This window comes from Janthinobacterium sp. 67, from assembly GCF_002797895.1.
Classification (GTDB): domain Bacteria; phylum Pseudomonadota; class Gammaproteobacteria; order Burkholderiales; family Burkholderiaceae_D; genus Janthinobacterium.
On the sequence record NZ_PGES01000001.1, the window covers coordinates 2,877,154 to 2,892,879 of the forward strand.

At 63.6% G+C, this 15,726-nt stretch carries 13 protein-coding genes; 3 read left to right on the forward strand and 10 right to left on the reverse strand.

Annotated features, from left to right (window positions below; genetic code table 11):
- Positions 1-6: 6 nt before the first annotated feature.
- A complete protein-coding gene (locus CLU90_RS12965) occupies positions 7-510 on the reverse strand; it encodes a hypothetical protein (RefSeq protein WP_100428097.1) in 504 nt (167 codons plus the stop codon).
- Positions 511-513: 3 nt separating this feature from the next.
- A complete protein-coding gene (locus CLU90_RS29700; protein ID WP_198511206.1) occupies positions 514-1,560 on the reverse strand; it encodes a lysozyme inhibitor LprI family protein in 1,047 nt (348 codons plus the stop codon).
- 175 nt (positions 1,561-1,735) lie between these two features.
- Between CLU90_RS29700 and CLU90_RS12975 the strand changes: the two genes are divergently transcribed.
- Positions 1,736-3,883, forward strand: a complete 2,148-nt coding sequence (locus CLU90_RS12975; protein WP_100428098.1) for an alpha/beta hydrolase family protein — start codon at positions 1,736-1,738, stop codon at positions 3,881-3,883.
- 55 nt (positions 3,884-3,938) lie between these two features.
- Here CLU90_RS12975 and CLU90_RS12980 read toward each other — a convergent pair whose 3' ends face one another.
- The 5 genes from CLU90_RS12980 to CLU90_RS13000 form a co-directional block, all read right to left on the reverse strand.
- Positions 3,939-5,231 carry an MFS transporter gene (locus tag CLU90_RS12980; RefSeq protein ID WP_100428099.1) on the reverse strand — a complete coding sequence of 431 codons (1,293 nt, stop codon included), beginning with the start codon at positions 5,229-5,231 and terminating at the stop codon, positions 3,939-3,941.
- A gap of 156 nt (positions 5,232-5,387) precedes the next feature.
- Positions 5,388-6,119, reverse strand: a complete 732-nt coding sequence (locus CLU90_RS12985) for a BON domain-containing protein (RefSeq protein WP_100428100.1) — start codon at positions 6,117-6,119, stop codon at positions 5,388-5,390.
- A gap of 104 nt (positions 6,120-6,223) precedes the next feature.
- Positions 6,224-6,907 (reverse strand): hypothetical protein, encoded by a 684-nt coding sequence (locus tag CLU90_RS12990; RefSeq protein ID WP_100428101.1) that lies wholly within the window; start codon positions 6,905-6,907, stop codon positions 6,224-6,226.
- Positions 6,908-7,058: 151 nt separating this feature from the next.
- Positions 7,059-8,780, reverse strand: coding sequence for a dipeptidyl-peptidase 3 family protein (locus tag CLU90_RS12995; protein WP_100428102.1), 1,722 nt, complete (start codon positions 8,778-8,780; stop codon positions 7,059-7,061).
- 114 nt (positions 8,781-8,894) lie between these two features.
- On the reverse strand, positions 8,895-9,494 hold the full coding sequence (locus tag CLU90_RS13000; protein ID WP_100428103.1) for a short chain dehydrogenase: 600 nt from the start codon (positions 9,492-9,494) through the stop codon (positions 8,895-8,897).
- Between the two features lie 112 nt (positions 9,495-9,606).
- On the opposite strand from CLU90_RS13000, the gene CLU90_RS13005 reads away from it, so the two are divergent.
- Positions 9,607-10,524 (forward strand): LysR family transcriptional regulator, encoded by a 918-nt coding sequence (locus tag CLU90_RS13005; RefSeq protein WP_100428104.1) that lies wholly within the window; start codon positions 9,607-9,609, stop codon positions 10,522-10,524.
- Positions 10,525-10,533: 9 nt separating this feature from the next.
- Here the strand turns inward: CLU90_RS13005 and CLU90_RS13010 are convergent, their stop codons facing one another.
- From CLU90_RS13010 to CLU90_RS13020, 3 genes are read right to left on the reverse strand one after another with little or no spacing between them, the layout of a single operon-like run.
- On the reverse strand, positions 10,534-12,006 hold the full coding sequence (locus tag CLU90_RS13010; protein ID WP_232731186.1) for an efflux transporter outer membrane subunit: 1,473 nt from the start codon (positions 12,004-12,006) through the stop codon (positions 10,534-10,536).
- A 50-nt stretch (positions 12,007-12,056) separates the two neighbouring features.
- Entirely contained in the window at positions 12,057-13,655 is a 1,599-nt protein-coding gene (locus CLU90_RS13015) for a DHA2 family efflux MFS transporter permease subunit (protein ID WP_092711239.1), read from the reverse strand.
- 6 nt (positions 13,656-13,661) lie between these two features.
- A complete protein-coding gene (locus tag CLU90_RS13020) occupies positions 13,662-14,861 on the reverse strand; it encodes an HlyD family secretion protein (protein WP_092711241.1) in 1,200 nt (399 codons plus the stop codon).
- Between the two features lie 144 nt (positions 14,862-15,005).
- On the opposite strand from CLU90_RS13020, the gene CLU90_RS13025 reads away from it, so the two are divergent.
- Positions 15,006-15,722 (forward strand): TetR/AcrR family transcriptional regulator, encoded by a 717-nt coding sequence (locus tag CLU90_RS13025; protein WP_100428105.1) that lies wholly within the window; start codon positions 15,006-15,008, stop codon positions 15,720-15,722.
- Positions 15,723-15,726: the final 4 nt, after the last annotated feature.

Here is a 15,726-nt window from a genome sequence, read left to right on the forward strand (position 1 = left end):
GCTCGGTCAGTCGAGTTCGTACTCCTGCAGATAGCGGGCAAACAGTTCCCCATCGGACAACGGACACGCAAACCCCGCGCCCCAGTCGGCCAGCAGCAAACGCTCTTTCAAGGGCAGCAGCAACAGCTCGGGCATGGCGTCGCTGCACCACAGGTCGCACACGATGCCCTTGTCGTCCAGGCCGGCAAACAGGGTCTCCGTGTTCTCGCCGCCAAAGGCCAGCACGTTCCTGCATTCCACCCGGTACGTGCTGTAGCCCGTGTACACGGCGTCATAGGGCGGCAAGACATCGGCCAGCGCCAGCCGCAGCTGTTCAGCCGTGAGACCCAGCGCGCCCATCTGCGACGGCGGCGCCTCGGGCACGTACATTTGCGTCCAGCCGGCGCCGCTGCGGTGCGCGTCGGCAAACGCCTCTTGCTCGCCCATCTGCGTCAGACAGTGCTGCAAATTATCGAGCGGCAGCAGTTCGATCATGCAAAAATCGTCTTCGTGGTAGTACGCTTCCCGCATGCTTCAATTCTCCAGCAAATCTTGCAGTTGTACATTGCGCCGCGACGTCAGCATGGCCGCCCAGGTCTCGCTCGTCACGGATGGATAGCGCACGGCGCCAAAGTTCATCCAGGCATCGCGGTAGGCGAGCCACAGGCGCTGGGTGGCGCGGATGCCATCCTTGCCCACGGCGCCCGCATGGGTTTGCGCCGGCTTTTTCATCAGCTTGCCGTAGATGGCGTTGAGCTCCTTGTCCAGCGCCGCCGCCTGCTCCTTGGACACGCCGGCCGGCAGCTTGCCCGCTTCATATTCGCGCAAATCGTGGGCCAGCAAATCGAGCTCGGCCGTGCGGGCGGCGATGCTCAGGGCGGCGCGCGCCGTGCCGCTCAAGTCCGTTTCATTGGCCGCGCGCGCATCGGCAAACTTGCTTGCCGCCGCCTGCAGTTTTTGCAGCGACGCTTGCGCCGCGGCAGGCATTGCTTCGCTGACCTTGCCTGTCGCCTGCGTGCGCACTCTTTGTTTCTGGCGCGCATCGATGGTGCTGCACACGCCCATCATGTAGCCGCTCGTGATGTCGTCGCACAGGTCGATCATGCCGCGACCGCTGGCATTAATCTGCTGCAAGTGTTCGATGCGGCCCTGCATCTCGGCCGGGGCCGCATCGATGCTGCATGCATACTTGAGCGCCAGCAACGGGTCTTTTTGCACGCCCTGTCCATTCTGGTACAACATCATCAGGACGGCGCTGTTTTGCGTAGCCATGGCGCAATGGCGCGCGGGACGCCAGTCAGCCGGCTTGGGCGAGGACATACTCTTGGTATCGTAATACAGGTCCGTTGCCTGGCATTGCTGCAAGGATGCCGCGGCGGACGGCGCCGGCAAGTCGGCCGGCGGCGGCGCCGCATCCTTGACCTTCAGGCAACCCGCATACCAGGCCGTGCTTTCCGCGTGACCGACGCCCATGGCGCTCGTGTTCGGGTAGGGAGCGGGCGCAGCGGCAAAAACCGGGGCAGTCAGCAGGCAGCTCGCGCCCAGCAATATCGTTTTCAATAAAGGTAGACTAATTTTCATGGTCGGCCCAAGGTCGCGTCAGTAAAAGAACAAGTTTAACTGATCAGCCATGGCGCGCCCGCGCGATATGTTGCCATCCCGCCTGGTAAGTAACGGTACACAGCCTTGGCAGTGGGGGAAAGCATGGGCAATAATATTGCCCGCTGTACTTTTTTCACTACTCCGGACCACGCCCATGACCTCACCCCGTCTTCGCCGTTCCCTCGGCTCGCTGCTGATCGCAGCGGCCTGCGCCTCGCTTGCCCATGCCGCCGACAACAAAGCCACCACCCCAGTTGCCGCCGCGCAAACGCAAGCCAAACACGCCATCACGCATGAAGATGTGTGGCTGATGAAACGGGTGGGCGCGCCCGTCGCCAGCCCCGACGGGCGATGGGCCGTGTTTTCCGTGGTCGACAGCGCCTACGATAGCAAGGAGCAATGGTCGGACCTGTGGATCAAGTCGCTGCTGGATGACAGCCCCGCGCGCCGCCTGAGCTATTCCAAGGGTGGCGAAAGCGCCGTGGCCTGGTCGCCGGACAGCCGCCAGCTGGTCTTCGTTGCCAAGCGTGACGGCGATGAAGCGGGCCAGATTTACCGCCTCGACGTGGCAGCCGGCGGCGAAGCGCAACGGCTGACCTCGCTCACCCTGGGCGCGCGCATGCCGAAATGGAGTCCGGATGGCAAGCAATTGCTGTTCATCAGCGATATCTATCCAGGCAACAAGACGGAAGCCGACGTCAAGCAAAGCGCGAAAGAACGCAAGGACCGCAAGTACAGCGCCCGCTCGTATGAAACGACGGCGCCCCGCTATTTCGACAAATGGCTGACCGACAAGCAGGTGCGCCTGTTCGTCATGGATGCGCAAGCGGACGCCAAGCCGCGCGACATCCTGTCGGGCACGCAACTGGCGGCCCTGCCGGGCTTTGGCGGCGGCCAGGGCGACGAAGGGCAATCGCTGGACGCCATCTGGACGCCGGACGGCAAGGCCATCGTCTTCAGCGCGGCCACCAACCACGACGCGGCCCAGCGCGAAGCCGTCGTTTCGCAGCTGTATCTGCTGCCCGTGGCCGGTGGCGAAGCGCAGCGTTTGACGCAGGACAAGCACAGCTATGGCAGCCTGAAATTCGCCGCCGATGGCAAGACCCTGTTCGCCCTGAGCGACGCGGAAACGCCAGGCAAGGTGTATGACGTGAAGCGCCTGGCCAGTTTCGCCTGGCCGATGAGCGATCCGGCACCGACGATATTGACGGCCAAGCTGGACCGTTCGATTTCGCGCTACGTGCTGCCCGAAGGCGGCAAGCGCGTCGTCTTCAGCTATGAACATGCGGGCCTGGAAAAGCTGTACTCGATCGATGCCAAGGGCGGCGACGTGCGCGAAGAGCCATCCTTGCCGACGGGCACCATCAACTCGCTGAGCAGCGGCGGCAAGGCCATCGTGGGCGTGTGGGAGTCGTCCATCAACCCGCCGGAAATCTATGTCTTCAACGGCAAGCAGCCGAAGCGGCTGACGGCCTTCAACACGGACAAGGCGGATAAAATCGACTGGCAGGCGCCCGAGCACTTCTGGTTCACGACGGCTGACGGCCGCCGGATCCACAACATGCTCGTCAAGCCGGCCAACTTCGACCCGAACAAGAAATACCCGCTGTTTACCGTCATCCATGGCGGCGCGGCCAGCATGTGGCGCGACCAGTTCGTGCTGCGCTGGAACTATCATTTGCTGGCCAAGCCAGGTTATGTCGTGCTGCTGACCGACTACAAGGGTTCCACCGGCTATGGCGAGGAATTTTCGCGCTCGATCCAGTTCGATCCCTTGAAGGGTCCGGGCGATGAAGTCAACCAGGGCGTCGATGAAGCCATCAAGAAATATCCCTTCATTGATGGCACGAAACTGGCCGCCGGCGGTGCCAGCTATGGCGGCCACCTGGCCAATTGGCTGCAAGCGACCACCACGCGCTACAAGGCCATCGTCTCGCACGCGGGCGAAATGGACTTGATCATGCAATGGGGCACCAGCGACGGCGGTTTCGGCCGTGAAACGAATGCAGGCGGCCCTGTGTGGTCGAACCTGCCCGTGTGGCGCGAGCAAAGCCCCATCATGCAAGCGGGCAACCACGAAAAAGGCACGGGTTTCACGACGCCGATCCTGATCACCGTGGGCGAGCTCGATTACCGCGTGCCGGCCAACAATGCCTTGATGAATTTTGCCGTGCAACAGCGTCTGAACGTGCCGGCAAAACTGCTCGTGTTCCCGGACGAAAACCACTGGATCTTAAAGGGCGAGAACAGCCGTTTCTTCTATAGCGAAGTCGAAGGCTGGCTGGCCAAGTACTTGAAATAATCACGCCGCATGCTACTTGAAAAGCCAGGCTCCGCACGCGCGGGCCTGGCTTTTTTCATGCGGGCTGGGCGGCGGCCGCGGCCGCCTTCTGCCGCTGGATGGCCAGCACCATCAGCGCGGCCACGAGACAGGCGGCGCCGGCCGCGAACAGGGCCGGGTTGTAGGTCAGCATCAGGGTGCGGATGCGGCCCGCGCCATAGGCGGCCACGGCGGCGCCCAGCTGGTGGCCGGCGAATATCCAGCCAAACACCATGCCCGCCCGCTCCCGGCCGAATGTGGCGCCCACCAGTTTCACGGTCGGCGGCACGGTGGCGATCCAGTCGAGGCCGTAGAACATGGCGAACAGCGACAGGCCGTACAAGGTGAATTCCGAATACGGCAGCCAGAACAGCGACAAGCCACGCAAGCCGTAGCACCAGAACAGCAGTTTGCGGTTGTCATAGCGGTCCGACAGCCAGCCGGACAAGATCGTGCCGAACAGGTCGAACGCGCCCATCATGGCCAGCACGGACGCGGCCGGCACGGCCGACAGGCCCGAGTCGCCGCACAGGGAAATGAAGTGCGTCTGAATCAAGCCGTTGGTGCTGAGGCCGCAGATGAAAAACGTGCCGAACAGTATCCAGAAAGTGCGGTTCGCCGCCACGCTGCGCAGTATCAGGAATGGCGTGGCAAACGTCATTTTTACTGCCGGCGCCACCACCAGGGGCGTGGCCGGGTCGGCGCCATACGGACGCAAGGCCACGTCCTGCGGGCGGTTGCGCATGCACAGGAAAGCGAGCACGGCGACGATGGCGCACGCGGCAAACACGGGCATGACGGCCGTGCGCCAGCCGTAGTGCTCGATCAGCCAGGCGCCCACGGGCAGGAACAACAACTGGCCCGTGGCCGAACTGGCCGTCAGCACGCCCACCACGAGGCCCCGGTGCGTCTCGAACCAGCGGTTCGCCACCACGGCGCTCAAGACCAGCGCAGTCATGCCCGAACCCAGCCCCAGCAAGATGCCCCACAGGGCGACGAGGTGCCAGAATTGCGTCATGCGCGTGGCCAGCAGCATGCCGGTGGCGAGCAGGCCCAGCGCCACGCAGATGACGTTGCGCAAGCCGAAGCGCTCCATCAGGATGGCGGCAAACGGCCCCATCAGGCCAAACAGCACGAAGCGCACGGCCAGGGCCGAGGAAATCTGCTCGGCATCCCAGCCGAATTCGCGGCTCAAGGGCTGCATCAGCGCCCCTGGCAAGCCCAGCGCGGCGGACGAGGTTAATGCCGTCAGGAAAGTGATGGCGACGATGACCCAGGCAAAGTGCACGCCGCGCCGCTCCAGCCATTGCGAAAAGGGATAGGAAAGCATGCAGTCCTCATGAGAAAAGAGTTAGCCCAGCGCCGCCTGCTGGCGGGCTTTTCCCCATGTTATATTATGGTCGTAATTTATACAATCAAAAAAAAACTGAAGCCACACTGCCGCGTGCGGCTCCAGTCCTCGCTTTAACGTTGTGCAGAATGGGGCTTACTTTACCTTCAAGCCATTCTTCACATCCGTCACGCCTTCCACGCTGCGGGCCAGGTCGGCAGCTTTTTTCACTTGCGCCTGCGACGGCACGAAGCCGCTGAGCATGACGACGCCGTTGACCGTTTCCACGTGCACGTCGAGCGCTTTCAAGTCATTGTCCTTGACGAGGTCAGCCTTGATCTTGGTGGTGATGACGGAGTCTTCCACCGCCGTCTTGGTGCTGCCGGCCGCATTGCGCGTCACGCAGGCGGCCTTGGCCGTCGCATCCATGGCGTCGCAGTTTTCCTTCGTCGTGGCAGGCGGATTTTGCGCCACGTTGGTACCGGCCCTGGCGCCCGTGTTGGCATCGGCCAGTGCCGCATTTTTTGCCGCCTTGGCATCGTTCATGCACGTGTTTTTTTCGGCGCCCGTGCGGTCGCCGCACTTGGCCTTGGCCAGGTCATACTCGGCATTGGCGACGTCCTTGCGGGCCTTGCCCAGTTCGCGCGGCGTGTTGCGGTACTGGGCCACGGCGTCCGAGTCGGCCTTGGCGCGCGCCACCCGGGCCTCTTCCACGCAGACTTTTTTCGCGTTGCCGCTCTGTGCGTCACAGGCGGCCTTGGCCTGCTTGTAGTCGGCCGATGCCTTGTCCGTCAAACTCTTGTACGAGGCATCCTGCGCATACGCGGGCGCGGCGGCAAGCAGGGCGCTGGCACTGGCGGCCAGCATGAGTGCGATCATTTTGTTCATGATGGTTCCTCTCTGGTTAGTTGATGCCCAGATTAGACCCCTGCCGCGCACAAAGCTCCGTGCGACAGCACACGCTGACAGTCCATTCACATAAAAATCAGCGTTTATTTTTCCCCGCTCAAACCTTTTCGCCATAAAACTTGCGCCTGTTCAAATGGCGAAGCGGCCCCATCAAATGCACCTGCGCCATCGGCCAGCGCCAGCCATGCCTGCGTGGCGTGGGAACCGCCTGCCACCTCTCCCGCCGCGCGCACGCCGCGCATCCAGGCCAGCACATCGCCGTACTGTCCCGGATGGCGCGCATGCACCCAGGCCAGAGCCACCAGGTCCGCATAACCTTCTTCGCGGCGCGTCTCGCGCAACTCCTGCGCCAGCGGCGTCAACTTGCCGCGCTGTCGGCTGGGCGGCTCGACAAAGCCGCGCGGCAAGGCATGCCAGTCGCCCTGGGCGTAGCGCTGGCAGTGGCCGATCTCGTGCGCCGTCATCGCTTCCATCAGCAAGCCGTGGCGCGCGGCTGGCACGCCCTGCAAGACACTGTCCGCCTGCGCATTGCCGCGCAAGGACAGCACCAGCTTGCAGCGCCCTGCCTCGTAGCCCAGCGCCAGCGGCACGGCGCCGGGCGCATCCTGCGGCTGCACGATGATATCGATGGGCAAGCCCTGCGTGCGCGCGTACTCGATGACGGGCTTGCCCGCCTGCAGCCAGCGGGTTTCCAGATCGGTAAGCTGGGCGGCGGCGACGGCGGGCAAGGCAAGGGACGCACTCAACAGCGAGAACAATTTCAACATGGGATCAACAGGAGAAAGAAGGATTTACTACTGCAGAGTAAGCGGTGAAAATATTTCCACAAGGAAAAACTGGCAACTTTTCCTAAATAAAGACGAAAAAAAACCGGCGCTGTGCACCGGCTTTTCAGACTGACAATAGTCAGGCTGGGGTTTATTTCTTCGTGACTTTATCGAGCGCGCGGGCCGTGACGAATTCCGGGCGGATATCGTTGGGCACGGCCTTCATCTTGTCGAGCGCCACTTGCACTTCCGGACGGATGACCACGTATTTGCTCATCAGGTCTTTCGCGCGCGCATAGTCGCCCGTCGCCTCGATGGTCAAGAACTCACGGTCGAGGTCGATCACGGCCTGCTTGATCTTGCCGAAATCGACGCCGAACTTGCCGTCGCCCAGCGACACAAAACCACCCTTGTCGAGGATGTAATTCATCTGGATGGCCATGCCGCGCGCATGCGAATCCGTCAGGCCGAAATGCAGGGTGCGGAAACCGGAGGCGAGGAAAGTGTTGTACAGCTTGCGCTCGGCAACGTCGCCCTGGCCCAGGGTGTCCTTGAGCTGCCCCTTGTCCATCATGTAGCGCAGCGCGAACAGACCCGTGATATCGGCCTTGGCTTCTTCGATGGTCGAATACGCTTCCTTCAAGTCCTGGCGCGGCGTCGAAGGCTTGCCGTCGATGGTGGTGGCGTGCGGGCCCAGGCCGTGCATGATTTCATGCGCGAGGATGTGCGTGAAGAAGGAATTGAAATCGACGTCCTGCTGCGCTTCGGGCGTGAGCACCAGTTTCGAGATCGGCGTCAGGGTGGCCTTGAACTTGGCTTCCTGCACGTTTTTCAGCATCACGCGCTTGGAGCCGCGCGCGCTGATGATGCGCTCGTCGTTGGGCAAGTTGTAGGCAGCCGTCTGCACGGCCATGTTGCCGTCGCCCGCGCCATACACCTGGTTGACCACCACCATCGGCGCCAGCGCGCCCACTTTCGGGTTGCGGTACTGGGCGTCGAGCGGCAGGTTGTCTTCCAGCTCCTGCATGTGCTTGGCGAAGAAGTTCAGCTTCTGCGTTTCCGCCTGGTCGCGGATGTTCACGTAGGCTTCGAACGCGGCCTTGTAGCCGAACAGCTCGTCGTTGTACGTTTCGTACGGGCCGATGGTGATGTCGACGGGCGAATCGAGGTCCATCCAGGCGAAATCGGACGGCAGATAGTCGTTGTCGAGGAAAGCCTTGGCGCGCAGGGTGAGGAATTTCTTCAGCGACGCGTTATCCGTGGCGGCGGCCGCCTCGTCGAGCAGCTTGGCCAGCTGCTTGAGTTCCACCTTGTATTCATCCGAATACTTGACGGTCTGGTATTTGCCATCCTTGCCCGCACGTATCGTCGTGAAGAACCATTGCGCCTGCTGCTTGTCCTCTGGCGACAAGCCATTCATCCACGTTTCCAGGCTGGCCTTGGTGGCACCCTGCGGATAGAAATTGCCCGCTTCCGGCTTGTGCGCGGGAATCGCGATACCGGCATAGCTGGCCGGCATGAACGAGGCGTGGGCGTCGAGCACCGACCATGGTCCCTTGTTGATCCAGAAATAGTTCAGGCGGGCCTGGCCCAGGGCCGACTTGTCCTTCTTCAATGCCGCCCACAGCGCTTCGTTGCCGGACCAGCGCTGGCGCAGCTGCAGCACGTCGACCAGCTTGGCCGCCTCGACCAGCTTGGCGATGGCCTGACGGTCACCAAAGGACAGGTGCGTGACGTCGGCCGTCAGCGCGACGGGCGCATAGCGGGCGCTCATGGTGGTCAGTTGTTGCGCTGTCGCGGGGGAGCTTGGCGTTGCGGCGCAGGCACTGCCGACGGCGGCGGCCATCAGCAGGGGAATCAGGATGTTTTTCATGGGAACCTTTGGATAGTGCTGGGGTCAGACCCGGCGGGTCTGACCCCAAATTGAGGCAGCGTCTTTTCAAACAGCCTGCGATTGTCCCACCTGCCCCATGGCATGGCAAGCGGCTTACCAGACCTTGTACACCTGTCCCGTCTGCGCCCCTTCCACGCTGCGGCTGTAGGCCAGGGCCACTCTGCTGGCGGCGGCCGGCTCGAAGCCGTAGAAGAACGGGCCATACGCTTCCAGCGATTCTTCCAGCACCGTGGGGCTGACCACATTGATGCGCACGCCGTGCGCCAGTTCGATGGCGGCACCGCGCACAAAACCTTCCACGGCCGCATTCGTCATGCTGGCGGCCGCGCCGAAGCGGATCGGCTGCTCGGCCACGATGCCGCTGGTCAAGGTAATCGAACCGCCGTCGTTCAAGTATTCCTGCGCCACGAGGGCCACGTTGACCTGGCCCATCAGCTTGCTGTTCAGGCCCAGCTGGAATTGCTCGGGCGTGAATTCGGCCAGCGGGCCGAAATGCAGCTTGCCGGCCGTGACGACGACGGCGTCGACCTTGCCGATGCGCTTGAACAGGGCGCGCACTTGCGCGATGTCGCCCATGTCGGCCTGGTGCGTGCCCGTGCGGCTGCCCACTTCGATGATTTCATGGCGTTGCGCCAGTTGGGCGGTGACGGCCTTGCCGATGGTGCCGCTGGCGCCGATGATGACGATTTTCATGCTGCTTCCTTGTGTGGGTTGAACGATGCAGCCAGTATGCGCCGCTTATAAAAAGGAATAAATACGCTAGAATTTACAAGATTACTAACCCACAGTTTGGAATTGGGACCGCATGGATAAATTGCGCAGCATGGAGATTTTTGTCGCCGTCGCCGATGCGGGCAGTTTCACGGCCGCCGCCGAAGCTTTCCAGATGTCGCCCGTGATGGTGGGCAAGCACATCAAATACCTGGAAGAGCGGCTGGGCGCGCGGCTGCTGGCGCGCACCACGCGGCGGCAAAGCCTGACGGAAATCGGCCAGCAATACGTGGAACAGTGCCGCCAGATCCTGGCCAGCATCCATGCGGCCGAACGGGGTGCGGAAGCCATGCGCACGGCGCCGCGCGGCAAGCTGAAGATCACGGCGCCCGTGTCCTTCGGCAGCGAGTGCATCGCGCCGCTGATGGCCGACTATCTCGAAGCGTATCCGGAAGTGAGCCTGGAACTCAATTTGAATGACAGGACGGTCGATCTGGTGGAGGAAGGGTTCGATGCGGCCATCCGCATCGGCAAGCTGGAAGATTCCGCCATGGTGGCACGCGCCTTGCGGCCGTATGCGATGGTGATCTGCGCCGCGCCCGCCTACCTGGCCAGACACGGCACGCCGCGCACGCCAGCCGACCTGGCGCGCCACGAATGCCTGGACTTCATGCAGTGGACGCGCCACGTGCGCTGGCGCCTGGCCAGGAGCGGCGACGACGACGGCAGCCCCGTGCGCGAGAGCCGCTTCCGCTCGAACAATGGGCAGGCGCTGCGCGTGGCGGCCCTGCACGGCTTCGGCATCGTCATGCAGGCGGAAATCCTGATGGCCGGCGATATCGCCGCCGGCAGGCTGGTGCCGCTGCTGGCCGACTACGTGCCCGCGCCTCGCCCCATGCACCTCGTGTATGCGCGCGACCGCCAGCCCACGCCGAAGCTGACGACCTTCATCGATTTTCTGCTGGAACGCTACGGGCCGGCGGCGACACCGCCACCGGCCACGCTCACGTAATCGTCGTACCTAGTTCACCTTCGCGGCGGGCGCCGATGCCAGCTTGGCCAGCTCGCCATCCGGCTGCCAGCCGGCACCCAGGGAACGGGCCACGGCCACGGTGGCCAGCAGGCGCTGGGTCTTGATCTGCGCGGCGGCGCGGTCCGCCGCCAGCGAGCTGCGCTGCGCGTCCGTCACGTCCAGGTAGGTCGAGATGCCGCGCTCGTAGCGCGTGCGCGCCACCAGGTAGGCGCGCGCCGCCGCAGCCTGCGACAGCGCTTGCGCATCGCCCTGCAACTGGCGCTGCTCCACGTCGGACAGCGCATCTTCCACTTCACGCAAGGCCGTCAAGAGCTTCGTTTCATGGTTCGCCACGGCTTCCGCATAGCGCGCCTTGCTCAAATCCAGGTTGGCCTGGTTGCGGCCACCGTCAAAGATGGGCAGGGACAGGGCCAGCGGACCAAAGCTGAACTGGCGCGAACCGCCCTGCGCCAGGTCGCGCAGCTTTTCGGACGCGTAGCCGAAATTGCCCGTCAATTGCAGCGACGGGTAAAACGCGCCTTCGGCCACGCCCACTTGCGCGTTCGCCGCGCGCAGGCCCGCCACGCTGGACACGAGATCAGGACGGTGCGCCAGCAGGCTGGCCGGCAAGCCGACAGGGATGGCGGGCGGCAGCGGCAAGACGGACGGATCGGCGGCCACCGGCAATTGCAGCGCCGACGGCGGCTTGCCCGTCAGGGTGGCCAGGCTGTTTTCCAGCTGGTTGCGCTGGCGCTTGACTTCGTGCAGGTCAGCCTGCGCGTTCGACAGTTCCACTTTCGCGCGCGCCAGGTCCAGCTCATTCGTCAAGCCCGCGTTAAAGCGCGCCTCGACCAGGTCGGCCGATTCGCGGCGCGTGTCCAGCGCGCCGTTCAGGATCGCCATTTCCGCGTCCAGGCCGCGCAGCTGCCAGTAATTGCTGGCCACTTGCGACGACAGCATCAGCAGCACGCCGTCGCGGTCGGCCTGCGCCGCCAGCGCCTGAGAATCGGCCGCTTCGACCATGCGCTTGACACGGCCCAGCAAGTCGACTTCATACGACAGCGTGCCGCCCACGGAAAAATTATTGCCGCTGATGGAGCGGTTGCCCAGGGCCAGGCCCTGCGAAGTGTTGGCCGACGTGCGCGAGTTCGAGATCCCCGTGCTGACGTTCACGCTCGGGCCCTGGTTGGCGCGCGCCGTGCCGCTTTGCGCCAGCGCCTGCAGCAAGCGCTCGCCGGCCGCCTTCACGCTCGGGTTGTCCAGCAGCGCGCTCTGCTCGAGGCGGTCCAGGGTGGCATCGCCGTAGATGCTCCACCATTCTTTGGGCAGTTGAGCGGCATCGGCCGCGGCCGCGCCATGGCGGAAGGTGTCCGCGCCGGCGACGTTGGCTGGCGCCTTGAAATCCTGGCCCACGGTGCCGCAGGCGGACAACGCCACGGCGAGGGAAGCGGCCAGCGCGATTTTCGTCAATACTGTTTGCATGATGATTACCTTCTTGTTCTTGAGGTGCTGCACGTGCGGGCAGTGGGCGGTCAATGACCGCCGCCACCACCACCGGGAGCTTTGAGTTTGTCGGCCAGCCACAGGGGCACGATGCAGGCCAGCAGGATGGCGCCGACGAGGAAGAAGCCGTCGTTGTAGGCCATCACGTACGCTTCGCGGCGCACGATGCCGTCGATCGCCTGCAAGGCCTGGTTGCCGGCCGTGACGGCGTCATAGCCCTTGGCCATGAACGACGACGTCAGTTGGTCGATGCGCAGCTGCGTGGCGCTGGAATACGCATTGATCGCTTCGCCCAGGCGCTGCGAATGGAAATGCTCGCGGGTGCTCAGGGCCGTGGCCAGCAGGGCGATGCCGATGGAGCCGCCCAGGTTGCGCGTCATGTTGAACAGGCTCGAAGCGGACGCCATGTCTTTCGGCGCGATGCCCTTCATGGCAAAGTTCGACAGCGTCAGCATGACGAAGGGCTGGCCCAGCGCGCGCACCACCTGCGACCACAGCAGCTGGTCGTAGCCGGTGGAGGCGTCCATGTAGGCATTCATCATGCACGAGCCGCCGAACAGCAACAGGCCGAACGAGCACAGGATGCGGTTGTCCACCACGGACGACAGCTTGGCGACGAACGGCATGATGAACAGCTGCGGCAAGCCCACCCACATGATGACTTCACCGATCTGCATCGGCGAATAGCCGGCGATCTGGCCCAGGAACAAAGGCAGTAAAAAGGCCGAGCCGTACAGGCCCATGCCCGTCACGGCCGACAGCACGGTGGCAACGAGAAAATTGCGCTGGCCGTACAGGGCCAGATTGACGAACGGCTCGGCGCGCGTGGCGCTGGTGACGACCCAGCCCAGGATGCCCGTCAGGGCCAGCGCGGCGAACGCGATGATGAAACCCGAGTCGAACCAGTCCTTCGAGTTGCCCTCTTCCAGGAAGATGGTCAGGCAACCGAGGCCCAGGGCCATGAAGAAGATGCCCAGCCAGTCGGCTTTCCAGAACAATTTGAGCTGCATCGGCTCCTTGTCCAGGCCATAGATCATGCCGGCGATCAGCAGCACGCCCGGCACCCAGTTGATGTAGAAGATCGAGGGCCAGCCATACAGCTCGGAGAGATAACCGCCCAGGGTCGGACCCATGGCAGGCGCCAGGGTGGCCGTCAGGCCGAAGATGGCCATGCCGACGGCGCGCTTCGATGGCGGCAGCTTGAGCATCACCAGGGTGAACGCCATCGGGATCAGGGCGCCGCCCGTGAATCCCTGCAGCATGCGGAAGACGATCATGCTTTCCAGGTTCCAGGCCGCCCCGCACAGGGTGGAGAACAGCAGGAAGAAGGAGGTGGTGCCTATCATGTAGGCTCGCAGACCGAACACGCGCGCCAGCAGCGCCGTGAGGGGAATGACGATAATTTCCGCCACCAGGTAGGCCGTGGAAATCCACGAACCCTCTTCCTGGGTGGCCGACAGCGAGCCAAGGATATCCTTGAGCGATGAATTGGTGATCTGGATGTCGAGCACCGCCATGAAGGCGCCCAGCATGCCGGCGGCGACCGCCAGCCAGGTGCGCCCGGAGACTTTCTCGTCGATCACGGGAAACGCTGGCGGCTTCGCCAGCGTGGTGGAGGGGCTGCTCATGGAAGCTTAGCGCGTGGTGGACTGGGCGACGGGAGCGGCGGCGTGGCGCGCGGCCTTGTCCTGGGCCGCATTGGGCTGATTCACTTCCACTTCGGCGATCACCGACATGCCCGGCACCAGACGGCCATTCATGGCCTTGATGTCTTCCGGCTGGAAGACGATTTTCACCGGCACGCGCTGGACGATCTTGGTGAAATTGCCGGTGGCGTTATCGGCCGGCAGCAGGGCGAATTGCGCGCCCGAGGCGGGAGCGAAGCTGTCCACGGTGCCCACCAGTTTCTTGCCCGGCATGGCGTCGACGGTCACGTGCACGCTCTGGCCGCGGTGCAGGTCGGCCAATTGGGTTTCCTTGAAGTTGGCGGTGACCCAGACGTTGTCCTGCACGATGGCCGTCAATTGCTGGCCAGGCTGCACGCGCATGCCCGTTTCCACGTTGCGCTTGCCGATGCGGCCGGCGACGGGCGCCAGGATGCGGTTGTATTGCAGCTGTTGTTCCGCGTCCTTCAATTGCACGCGCAGCACGGCCACTTGTGCCTTGGCCACGTCGCGCGCAGCTTGCGCCGCACCGATCTGTGCCTTGGCGGCCGAAGCGCTGTCGCGGCGGGCGGCCAGGTCGGCCACGGCGCTCGAACGGGCCGCGTTGGCCGCGTCCAGTTCCGCTTTCGACACGGCTTTCATCTGGCTCGTGTACAGCTGGCCGAAACGCTCGGCGTCCTGTTTTGCGCGCAGCAATTGCGCGTCCGCTTGCGCCACTTGCGCCTGGGCGGCACTCGCTTGCGCCTGCACCTGCGCGATCTGCGCGTCCGCTTGCAGCACTTGCTGCTCGGCGCTGGCGATTTGCGCGGCGATCTGCTCGGTTTTCACGCGCTGGTCGAACGGGTCGAGTTCGGCGATCACGTCGCCCTCTTTCACGATCTGGTTGTCGTCGATGAAGACCTTGGTGACGACGCCGGAAATGCGCGCCGAGACGGGATGCACGTGGCCAGCCACGTAGGCGTTTTCCGTTTCCACGAAATAGTGGCTGCGGTACCACATGCGTGCGCCGGCGCCCAGCGCCACGAGGACGATCAGGCCGGCGATGATTTTCACGCGGTTGTTAGGGGGTGCGGAGCTGGCGGAAGCGGCGGGCGCGGAAGGGGCGGCCGGGGCCGCGGGTGGGACGGCGCTCAGCACTTTGTGCTCTGCTTGGCCTGGCTGGTTGGACATACTCGCTCCGGAAATGAAATGATATAGGTTCATTATTGGGCAAAGAAAAGCCAAAGTCAAGAAATGAAACGATTGCATTTCATTTTAATTTGCACTACAGTGTGAGCCATCACTTACCTTCCCACTTGTAAAGAGACCCAGACCATGTCCGATCCCGGCCTCCGCGACACCTTGCCTACCAATACAGAATCCGACGACGCGCAGGAGCTTTCCTGCTGCGGCAAGCCAGCCGGCCGGCCGCGCGCGGCCGACATGGAAGCGCGCATGGACAACCTGCTGCACACGGCCGGCTGCCTGTTTCTGGAAAAAGGATATGGAAAGGTGAGCCTGGAGATGATCGCCCGCGAAGCCCACGTGGCCGTGCGCACGATTTACGTGAAATTTGGCGGCAAGTCCGGCTTGTTCAACGCCGTGGTGGAATTGCGCCGCGCCGCCTATTTTTCAACCATGCCGGCGCTGGAAACGGATATGCGGCCCCTGCCCACCATCCTGGGCGAATTCGGCCTGCTGTTCGTGCAACTGGTCACCATGCCGGCAGCCATCCGCCTCAATCGCATGGTCGTGGCCGAAGCGGCCACGCACCCGGAACTGGCGGAAACGTTTTACAAAGTGGGACCGGGACAGACGCGCGAAATGCTGACCAAATTCTTCAGCCGCCCCGATATCGCGCCCCTGTTCCGCGCGGAACTGACGCCGGCTACGCTGTCGCTGCACCTGCTCAATTGCCTGCTGGGCGACCAGATGTCGCGCCTGCTGTTTCCACCGCCGGCACAACCGGACGTGGCGCAATTGCGTGCCAAGGTGGCCGTCAGTCTCGACCTGTTCCTGCACGGCACCTTGCGCCAGCCGCTGGCGGCCTGACGCG

What these genes read in the sequence shown, in the direction of transcription:
- CLU90_RS12965 (WP_100428097.1), bottom strand. Translation starts at nt 510, where the DNA reads ATGCGGGAAGCGTACTACCACGAAGACGATTTTTGCATGATCGAACTG.
- CLU90_RS29700 (WP_198511206.1), bottom strand. Translation starts at nt 1,560, where the DNA reads ATGAAAATTAGTCTACCTTTATTGAAAACGATATTGCTGGGCGCGAGC.
- CLU90_RS12975 (WP_100428098.1), top strand. Translation starts at nt 1,736, where the DNA reads ATGACCTCACCCCGTCTTCGCCGTTCCCTCGGCTCGCTGCTGATCGCA.
- CLU90_RS12980 (WP_100428099.1), bottom strand. Translation starts at nt 5,231, where the DNA reads ATGCTTTCCTATCCCTTTTCGCAATGGCTGGAGCGGCGCGGCGTGCAC.
- CLU90_RS12985 (WP_100428100.1), bottom strand. Translation starts at nt 6,119, where the DNA reads ATGAACAAAATGATCGCACTCATGCTGGCCGCCAGTGCCAGCGCCCTG.
- CLU90_RS12990 (WP_100428101.1), bottom strand. Translation starts at nt 6,907, where the DNA reads ATGTTGAAATTGTTCTCGCTGTTGAGTGCGTCCCTTGCCTTGCCCGCC.
- CLU90_RS12995 (WP_100428102.1), bottom strand. Translation starts at nt 8,780, where the DNA reads ATGAAAAACATCCTGATTCCCCTGCTGATGGCCGCCGCCGTCGGCAGT.
- CLU90_RS13000 (WP_100428103.1), bottom strand. Translation starts at nt 9,494, where the DNA reads ATGAAAATCGTCATCATCGGCGCCAGCGGCACCATCGGCAAGGCCGTC.
- CLU90_RS13005 (WP_100428104.1), top strand. Translation starts at nt 9,607, where the DNA reads ATGGATAAATTGCGCAGCATGGAGATTTTTGTCGCCGTCGCCGATGCG.
- CLU90_RS13010 (WP_232731186.1), bottom strand. Translation starts at nt 12,006, where the DNA reads ATGCAAACAGTATTGACGAAAATCGCGCTGGCCGCTTCCCTCGCCGTG.
- CLU90_RS13015 (WP_092711239.1), bottom strand. Translation starts at nt 13,655, where the DNA reads ATGAGCAGCCCCTCCACCACGCTGGCGAAGCCGCCAGCGTTTCCCGTG.
- CLU90_RS13020 (WP_092711241.1), bottom strand. Translation starts at nt 14,861, where the DNA reads ATGTCCAACCAGCCAGGCCAAGCAGAGCACAAAGTGCTGAGCGCCGTC.
- CLU90_RS13025 (WP_100428105.1), top strand. Translation starts at nt 15,006, where the DNA reads ATGTCCGATCCCGGCCTCCGCGACACCTTGCCTACCAATACAGAATCC.